This is a genomic window from Rhizobium esperanzae (genome assembly GCF_014197615.1).
GTDB lineage: Bacteria > Pseudomonadota > Alphaproteobacteria > Rhizobiales > Rhizobiaceae > Rhizobium > Rhizobium esperanzae_A.
In genome coordinates this window covers 24,641-31,758 of the sequence record NZ_JACIFY010000032.1, presented here as the reverse complement: position 1 = coordinate 31,758, position 7,118 = coordinate 24,641, and the positions used below count along the sequence as shown (strand labels likewise).

The following is a 7,118-nucleotide window of genomic DNA, read 5'->3' as shown; positions in this document are numbered from 1 at the left end:
TCGTCATACTCGACGGATGGCAACAGTTCCAAGCCGCCAAGCGCGGCGTAGGCCTCCTCCTCGCCGCTTTCGACAATGTGTGAATCTGATAGCCCAGCGGGGAGAAGGTGGCGACAGCCGGATGAGGGGGCTGCCGGCACTACCGTCAACGGCACACCGAAAACCCTACGGCTTCGGCGCCACCAGGCAGAAGAAGGCACCCTGCGGGTCGATGGCCTGGACGATCCAGCTGCCGCCGGGGACTTCCATCGGGCCGTGGACGACCTTGCCGCCGCCCGCGGTGAGGCGTTCGATCGCGGCATCGAGGGTCGGCACGATGAAATAATAGCACCAGAACGGCATCGGCATGTTTTCCGGCTTGGTCATCATGCCGCCGATCTGTTTGCCGTTATGGGCGAAGAGGTAGTAGACGCCCATCGGACCCATGTCCATTTCGCTGTCCTTCGTCCAGCCGAACAGCTTGGAATAGAAGGAAACGGCGTCTTTGCCGTTGCCGGCATAGAGTTCGTGCCAGCCGATATTGCCGGGCGCATCGGGGGCCAGTTCCGGCCAGGTTTTATCCATCGGCGCCGGTGTCATGATGCAGAGCACCGCGCCATGCGGATCGGCGACGACGGCGAAGCGGCCGATGGTCGGGATGTCGTCCGGCGGGCGGCGGACCGAACCGCCATTGGCGGCGTAATCCCTCGCCGACTGGTCGACGTCGTCGACGCAGACGTAACCCGTCCAGTTCGGTGGAATGCCGGTTCCCTCGAGTTCGGCCGGAAATTCCATCAGGCCACCGACGCCGATGCCGTTCGCCTCGAAGATCGTATAGGGTGGCATGCCCTCCATCTTCATTTCCGAGGTCGTCCAGCCGACGACCGAGCTGTAGAATTTCGCCGCCGCCGCCGTATCGGGGGTCATCAATTCGCACCAGATGAACTTTCCATGCGTCTCAGACATCGTACTCTCCCTTTGTCGGCGCCCTTTTTTCGAGGTCTGCGCCGTGATTGTCAGATCCTGCGGGTGTAGTGCGCTTCCATGAATTGCTTCCAGGAACCATCGGGCTGCCTGGCGCTGGAGATGAAGGTGCGGTGGTCGGCGTCGGAAAAGGCGATCTGCTCGCGGTAATCGGCAAGCCCCTCGCCGTTGAAGTCAAGCCCTGTCGTGTAGAGGTCCAAGACGTTGCCGGATGCGTCCAGCTCGCCCTCGTAGACCCACATATAGTCCATCATGCTGCCGATCCAGCTGCCGACATATTTGCCTTTGGCGGCGTTATAGCCGAGCGTCAGGACGCTGCTCGCCGGCTTGCCGTCCGGCATGCGGCCGGTGCCTTCGGCGACGAACCAGATGCCGTGCAGTGAACGGACGGTCTCACGCCATTCATCGCCGCCGGACATTTCGGGTGCGCTGACGGTCCAGTCGCCGACCAGCCTTTCCAGGAAGGAATGTTCCTTCAGCACTTCTGCGGTCTTCATCATCCTCTTCTCCCTTGAGTGATGGCGACGTTCGTTTTCCGCAATTCCGGACGCAAACCGCTATGCACTTTTGCTGGAATCTGCTCCATCTCAATGACAGCAGGATGGCGCCTTTTCAGCCTCCTCATATTCGTCATGGCGGCGCACGAAATTCATCGTGCTGTCCTCGTTGCGGCCCTTCGGCGCGCGATCGAGGATCATCAGGGTGCCGATCAGTTCCTCCGGCCCGCGGGCATAACTCGAATAGGTGTGGAAGACCTCGCCGTTGTCGTTGCGGTAGAAGGCACTGAGGCCCGGCAGTTAGTCATTGGCGTTATCAGGCGGCATGGGAGTGAAATTGTAAAAGACCTTGTCTTTGGCAAGGTCCTCCGGGCTGAAAGACACGTGATAGTCGAAATTGAAATCGCTGCCGAAGGACGAGACCCAGGGAAATTTCCAGCCCATGCGCCTTTTATAGGCGGCGATCTTGTCCAGCGGCGCGCGCGAGACGGCGACCCAGGTGACGTCGTGATGGTTGAGATGCGGCAGGGCGCCGTCGACGTGATCGGACAGGAAGGAGCAGCCGGTGCAGCCGGCATCCCAATCCGGGCCGAGCATGAAATGATAGATCAGCAGCTGGCTGCGGCCGTCGAAGAGATCGGCGAGCGACTTCTTTCCCTCGGGCGTGTCGAAGACATAATCCTTGTCGACCTGCACCCAGGGCAGCGCCAGGCGCTGGGCGTTGACGCTGTCGCGCAGCCTCGTCGCCTCCTTTTCTTTCAGCAGCAGGGCACAACGGGCTTCAAGCCATTGCTCGCGGGAAACAACCTCGTTCTGCATGAAATGCGCCCTCCTCCGGCGCCTGCCGGTGAAGCCGGCCCCTCTCCTTCTCCTTGACCAATTACATTGATATCAATATAAATAGACCATGTCAAATTCGATCGAGATTCCCTTTTCCACGACGGTTCTGGTGCGCGACACCTGCCTCTGCCTGCATGTGCAGCGGGCGGCACGGGCACTCGCCCGGCTGTTCGACGATGCGCTGAGGCCGGCCGGGCTGACCAATGGGCAGTTTTCGCTGATGATGTCACTGAACCGGCCGGAGCCGCCGCCGATGGGACCGGTCGCCGCCCTGCTCGCCATGGACCAGACGACGCTGACGGCGGCGCTGAAGCCGCTGCAGCGCAAAGGCTGGGTGATGATGATGGAAAACCCGAAAGACCGGCGCGGCCGGCTGCTGAGCCTCACGCCCGAAGGCAAGGCTGTGTTGGCAAAGGCGCTGCCGATCTGGATCAGCACGCATGCGGCAATCGACGACGGATTGCCGGAGGGCAATGCCGCGCGGCTGCGGCAGGATCTGCAGGTATTGTCGGGGATGATGGGTGAAGCGGCGAAGCCGGCTGAGGCGTCGCGCCGGCCGCGTCAAAGTGGACGGGCGACGGGCGCTTAGGGCGACCTGCCCCTCATCCGGCTGCCGCCACCGACCGGGGTCGAGCCACGGGTCTCGACCCGTCCTTCGGACCCCCGTAAACGGGGCGAAGGGGATATGCAGCAACCTCTCCGTTCCTCGCTAGATGCCTCTAGCAAGGCACGTCCCCTCTCCCCGTTTTTACGGGGAGAGGGTTAGGGTGAGGGGCAGCTACTTTCGCTGAATCGCGCCCGATCAGGCGACCGTGACCGGAACTTCGGTCGAGGTGCGCATGGCGTGGCTGTAGGGGCAGACGATGTGGGCAGCGGCGGCGAGCTTTTCGGCGGTTTCGCGGTCGAGACCGGGGATGTTGACCGTCAGCGCCACTTCGATGCCGAAGCCGGTGCCATCTTCACGCGGGCCGATGCCGACCTTGGCGGAGACCGTCGTGTCTTCCGGAATCTTGACCTTCTGCTGGCCTGCGACAAATTTCAGGGCACCGAGGAAGCAGGCGGAGTAGCCGGCGGCAAAGAGCTGCTCGGGATTGGTGCCGGTCGCGCCGTCGCCGCCGAGCTCCTTGGGAACGGTCAGCGTCACGTCCAGAACGCCGTTTTCGGAAACGGCGCGGCCTGCGCGGCCGCCGGTGGCAGAGGCTTTGGTCGTATAGAGGATAGGCATGGCGATCTCCTTTGGTTGGCCCTTCGATCGGGTTGGATTTTTACTATCGCACAATTAAATTGCACGCAAGTGAATTTTGCAAATTGCATTTTGATGGCGAAAAGCGGACAATCGCAGGCTCAGGGATGGTGGATATGAAAGCGCAAACGGTAAAGACGATGGAGATACCGCAGGAAGAGAAACGACTGGAAAAACAGTTGTGCTTCGCGGTCTACGCGACGGCGCATGCCTTCACCCGCGCCTATAAGCCGATCCTCGACAGGGTGGGCCTCACCTATCCGCAATATCTGGTGATGCTGGTGCTGTGGGAACGCAGCGAACTGCCGGTGAAGACGATCGGCGAGCAGCTCGATCTCGATTCCGGCACGCTGTCGCCACTGTTGAAAAGGCTGGAGCAAAGCGGACTGATCAAACGCCTGCGCGACCAGCGCGACGAACGCCAGGTCATCGTGTCGCTGAGCCCGAGAGGTGAGGCGATGAAAGAGGAGATCGACACGATCATGACGGCGATCGGGCAAGCCGCAGGCTGCACGCTTGAGGAAATGGCTGCCATGCGCGACATGCTGCATCGGCTGCGGGGCAATCTCGGCCGGGCCGGCACGGATGGTGGCTGACCGCATCCCGGCTGGCCTAAGACAAGTCGGGCCGGAGGATCAGGGCCGCCGTACAGCCGTCTTGGCAGGCGACCGGCTTTTCTTGGCAGGCGCCGCTTCGGATTCGGCCTCGGCCGCCTGCTGCAGACGCAAGGCCTTCAGCTTTTCCGTCTTCTTGTCACGGGCCGATGCCTCGGCCGCGATGATGGCACGCGCCGTGTGATCGGTCGCTTCCGCCTTTTCGCGAGACGAAAGCTTGGCGGGATTGAAGAATTCTCCCTTGGTGGCGGTCATATGCCCCTTTCTCAGGTGATGACGGCGCGAGCGGCTGCCCACGCCCTTGCGCGCCTCAAAAGACGCGCGGCGCTGCAATATCAGCGGGCGCGGAGAACCTTTTTCGGCGCCGGCAGCAGGCCTTCGCGCTGCAGCTTCTTGCGGGCAAGCTTGCGCTGGCGGCGAATGGCCTCGGCCTTTTCGCGGGCGCGCTTCTCGGACGGTTTTTCAAAAGCGCTGCGCGCCTTCATTTCCCGGAACAGGCCTTCGCGCTGCATCTTCTTCTTGAGCACGCGGAGCGCCTGATCGACGTTGTTATCCCTGACGAGAACCTGCAAGATGATATCCTTCCTGTCGGCGGCAAAACCGCGCTGTCAATGATCAAAACAAAAAGGCCGGGCTGGTACCCGACCTCTTCCAGTCACTCAGCCATTTCGCCGCCAGTATGGTCAGCTCGCTGCCAGTACATCCGTGGTCAGCACGCTGCCGGTATCCGGACAGCACAGGCGAATGACAAATCATGCGGCCTGAAGATTGTCGGCCGCATTCTTGCCCGACCGCTTGTCGCGGACGAGATCGTAGCGAATCTTCTGGCCTTCAACGAGTTCGCGCATGCCGGCGCGCTCGACCGCTGAAATGTGGACGAAAACGTCCGTGGAACCATCATCGGGCTGAATAAAACCAAAACCCTTGGTGCCATTGAACCACTTGACGACGCCTGAATTCATAACGATCTCCTTTCAACCGTTTGTGCTTCGCTTGCGGAAGAATGTCCGACAAGCCGTATCGATGTTGAGAGGATATCTGACGGAGGTCGCAAGCAATTCGATACGCTCCATGTAGGATATTTATCGAATTAAACAATGGTATTTTGAAAAATAAATCTCCTGCCGGCGCAAAATGAAAACTCTTCCCCAGGAGAACGCAACTGCCTGCCCCTCAAGGCAAGCGGTCCGGGACGGCCGGATCGAGGCCGCCCCGGTGACGTCATTGCAAGACGACGATCGGCGCCTTTGTCGGAACGCGGTCGTAGAGATCGATGATGTCCTGGTTCATCAGCCTGACGCAGCCCGAGGAGACGGCCTTGCCGATCGAGCGCCAGTCGGGATTGCCGTGCAGGCGGTAAAGCGTGTCCTCTCCATTCGAGAAGATGTAGAGCGCGCGGGCTCCGAGCGGGTTTTTCAGGCCCGGCTCCATGCCGCCGTTATCGATCGAATATTTGACCAGTTCCGGCTGGCGGGCGACCATCTCGTTCGGCGGCTTCCAGCGCGGCCATTTCTGACGCCACTGGATGACGCCCGAGCCCTGCCAGGCGAAGCCCTCGCGGCCGATACCGACGCCGTAACGCATCGCCATGCCGTCACCCTGGACGAGATAGAGGAAGCGCGACGGCGTATCGACGACGATGGTGCCGGGCGGCTGGCCGGTGGGGTCGACGACGCGCTGGCGATAATAGCGCGGATCGATCTGCTCATAGGGAACGGCGGGAATGAGAAAGCCGCCATCCTCGACCGGGCCATACATGACGGCAAGCTCGGCCCCGCTCGGCACGCTCGATGCAGCCGGGGATTGAAACAGGCGCATCGGCGAACGGTAGATGATCGTCGTATCGCCCGATGTTACCGTATTTGCCGAGGAGGCGCAGCCGGTAAGTGCGGAGGCTGCGGTCAACGCCGAAAAGGAAAGAAAGCTGCGGCGGGAAAGATGTCTATCGAAGCTCATGACGCGGGACTGATTTCCTCTGATGCGGGAATCCGGAATGACAACATCAGAAGATCTATCGGCTTGCGCCAAATAAACCATAGCTTCACGCAGACGTGTCCGACCTTGAGCAGACGATATCAGCGGCGCTGTTGCAGCGCTACATCACAACGATCTCGGCCTTGGCGGGAAGGCGATCGTAGAGATCGACGACATCCTGGTTCAGCATGCGCACGCAGCCGGACGAGGTGGCCTTTCCGATCGACTGCCAGTCGGGCGTGCCGTGGATGCGATAGAGCGTATCCTGCCCGTCCTTGAAGATATACATGGCGCGGGCGCCGAGCGGGTTCTGGAGGCCCGGATTCATGCCGCCGTTTTCGGCCGAAAAGGCGCGGACATCGGGCTGGCGCGAGACCATTTCGACCGGCGGCGTCCAGCGCGGCCATTTCTGCTTCCACTGGATGACGCCGCGGCCCGACCAGGCGTAGCCCTCGCGGCCGAGGCCGACGCCGTAACGCATCGCCTTGCCGCCCGCCTCGACGAAATAGAGGAAATGCGCTTTGGTATCGACGATCACGGTGCCCGGACGTTCGGTCGTCTGGTAATCGACCTCCTGGCGCAGGAACTGCGGCTGCACCCGGCTGATCGGGATCGCCGGCAGGGTGAAATCCTGATCGCGCAGTTCGCCATACATCGCCATATGCACAGGATTGCTGACCGGCAGGCCGTAGGTCTGATGGAACTGGGTCTTGTAGAGCTCGCGCGTCTGCGGCACCGGCTGATCGGGGATCGGCCGCACCCGGCGCGGATCGACGCCGGGCGGCTGATAGAAGACCGGCGAGGTTTCCTGAACGAAGCGGGCGGGCGAATCGGCGGCGACATCGGGAATGAGGATGTTGCAGCCGGCGAGCGGCGCAACCGCAATCACGAGCCCGGCAATCGGGGAAACCCGGCGCAGAAAATTCATGGAACCACCCCTATCAACGATCGGCGAGACAACGATATCTGCCGGGAGGATGGCATCTG

At 61.5% G+C, this 7,118-nt stretch carries 10 protein-coding genes and 1 pseudogene; 2 read left to right on the top strand and 9 right to left on the bottom strand.

Annotated elements, in window-relative coordinates:
• Nucleotides 1-165: 165 nt before the first annotated feature.
• The 3 genes and pseudogenes from GGD57_RS28210 to GGD57_RS28200 form a co-directional block, all read right to left on the bottom strand.
• Entirely contained in the window at nucleotides 166-945 is a 780-nt protein-coding gene (locus GGD57_RS28210) for a VOC family protein (protein WP_184473462.1), read from the bottom strand.
• Nucleotides 946-995: 50 nt separating this feature from the next.
• Nucleotides 996-1,463 (bottom strand): DUF1579 domain-containing protein, encoded by a 468-nt coding sequence (locus tag GGD57_RS28205; protein ID WP_184473461.1) that lies wholly within the window; start codon nucleotides 1,461-1,463, stop codon nucleotides 996-998.
• A gap of 87 nt (nucleotides 1,464-1,550) precedes the next feature.
• A pseudogene (locus GGD57_RS28200) lies at nucleotides 1,551-2,279 on the bottom strand (DUF899 domain-containing protein).
• 88 nt (nucleotides 2,280-2,367) lie between these two features.
• Between GGD57_RS28200 and GGD57_RS28195 the strand changes: the two are divergent.
• Nucleotides 2,368-2,889: a MarR family winged helix-turn-helix transcriptional regulator gene (locus tag GGD57_RS28195; RefSeq protein ID WP_184473460.1), complete on the top strand. Its 522-nt coding sequence runs from the start codon at nucleotides 2,368-2,370 to the stop codon at nucleotides 2,887-2,889.
• Between the two features lie 213 nt (nucleotides 2,890-3,102).
• Here the strand turns inward: GGD57_RS28195 and GGD57_RS28190 are convergent, their stop codons facing one another.
• A complete protein-coding gene (locus GGD57_RS28190; protein WP_003580247.1) occupies nucleotides 3,103-3,525 on the bottom strand; it encodes an organic hydroperoxide resistance protein in 423 nt (140 codons plus the stop codon).
• Nucleotides 3,526-3,650: 125 nt separating this feature from the next.
• Here GGD57_RS28190 and GGD57_RS28185 point away from each other — a divergent pair, with 125 nt between their 5' ends.
• Entirely contained in the window at nucleotides 3,651-4,139 is a 489-nt protein-coding gene (locus GGD57_RS28185) for a MarR family winged helix-turn-helix transcriptional regulator (protein WP_184473459.1), read from the top strand.
• 39 nt (nucleotides 4,140-4,178) lie between these two features.
• Here GGD57_RS28185 and GGD57_RS28180 read toward each other — a convergent pair whose 3' ends face one another.
• The 5 genes from GGD57_RS28180 to GGD57_RS28160 all read right to left on the bottom strand — a co-directional run bounded on the left by GGD57_RS28180 (nucleotide 4,179) and on the right by GGD57_RS28160 (nucleotide 7,059).
• Nucleotides 4,179-4,412 (bottom strand): hypothetical protein, encoded by a 234-nt coding sequence (locus GGD57_RS28180; RefSeq protein ID WP_184473458.1) that lies wholly within the window; start codon nucleotides 4,410-4,412, stop codon nucleotides 4,179-4,181.
• Nucleotides 4,413-4,492: 80 nt separating this feature from the next.
• On the bottom strand, nucleotides 4,493-4,729 hold the full coding sequence (gene rpsU / locus GGD57_RS28175; protein WP_003569533.1) for a 30S ribosomal protein S21: 237 nt from the start codon (nucleotides 4,727-4,729) through the stop codon (nucleotides 4,493-4,495).
• 180 nt (nucleotides 4,730-4,909) lie between these two features.
• Complete coding sequence (locus GGD57_RS28170; RefSeq protein WP_184473457.1) at nucleotides 4,910-5,119, bottom strand: cold-shock protein; 210 nt, start codon at nucleotides 5,117-5,119, stop codon at nucleotides 4,910-4,912.
• A 259-nt stretch (nucleotides 5,120-5,378) separates the two neighbouring features.
• Complete coding sequence (locus GGD57_RS28165) at nucleotides 5,379-6,113, bottom strand: L,D-transpeptidase family protein (RefSeq protein WP_085736591.1); 735 nt, start codon at nucleotides 6,111-6,113, stop codon at nucleotides 5,379-5,381.
• A gap of 139 nt (nucleotides 6,114-6,252) precedes the next feature.
• Nucleotides 6,253-7,059 carry a L,D-transpeptidase gene (locus tag GGD57_RS28160; protein ID WP_184473456.1) on the bottom strand — a complete coding sequence of 269 codons (807 nt, stop codon included), beginning with the start codon at nucleotides 7,057-7,059 and terminating at the stop codon, nucleotides 6,253-6,255.
• Nucleotides 7,060-7,118 lie beyond the last annotated feature (59 nt).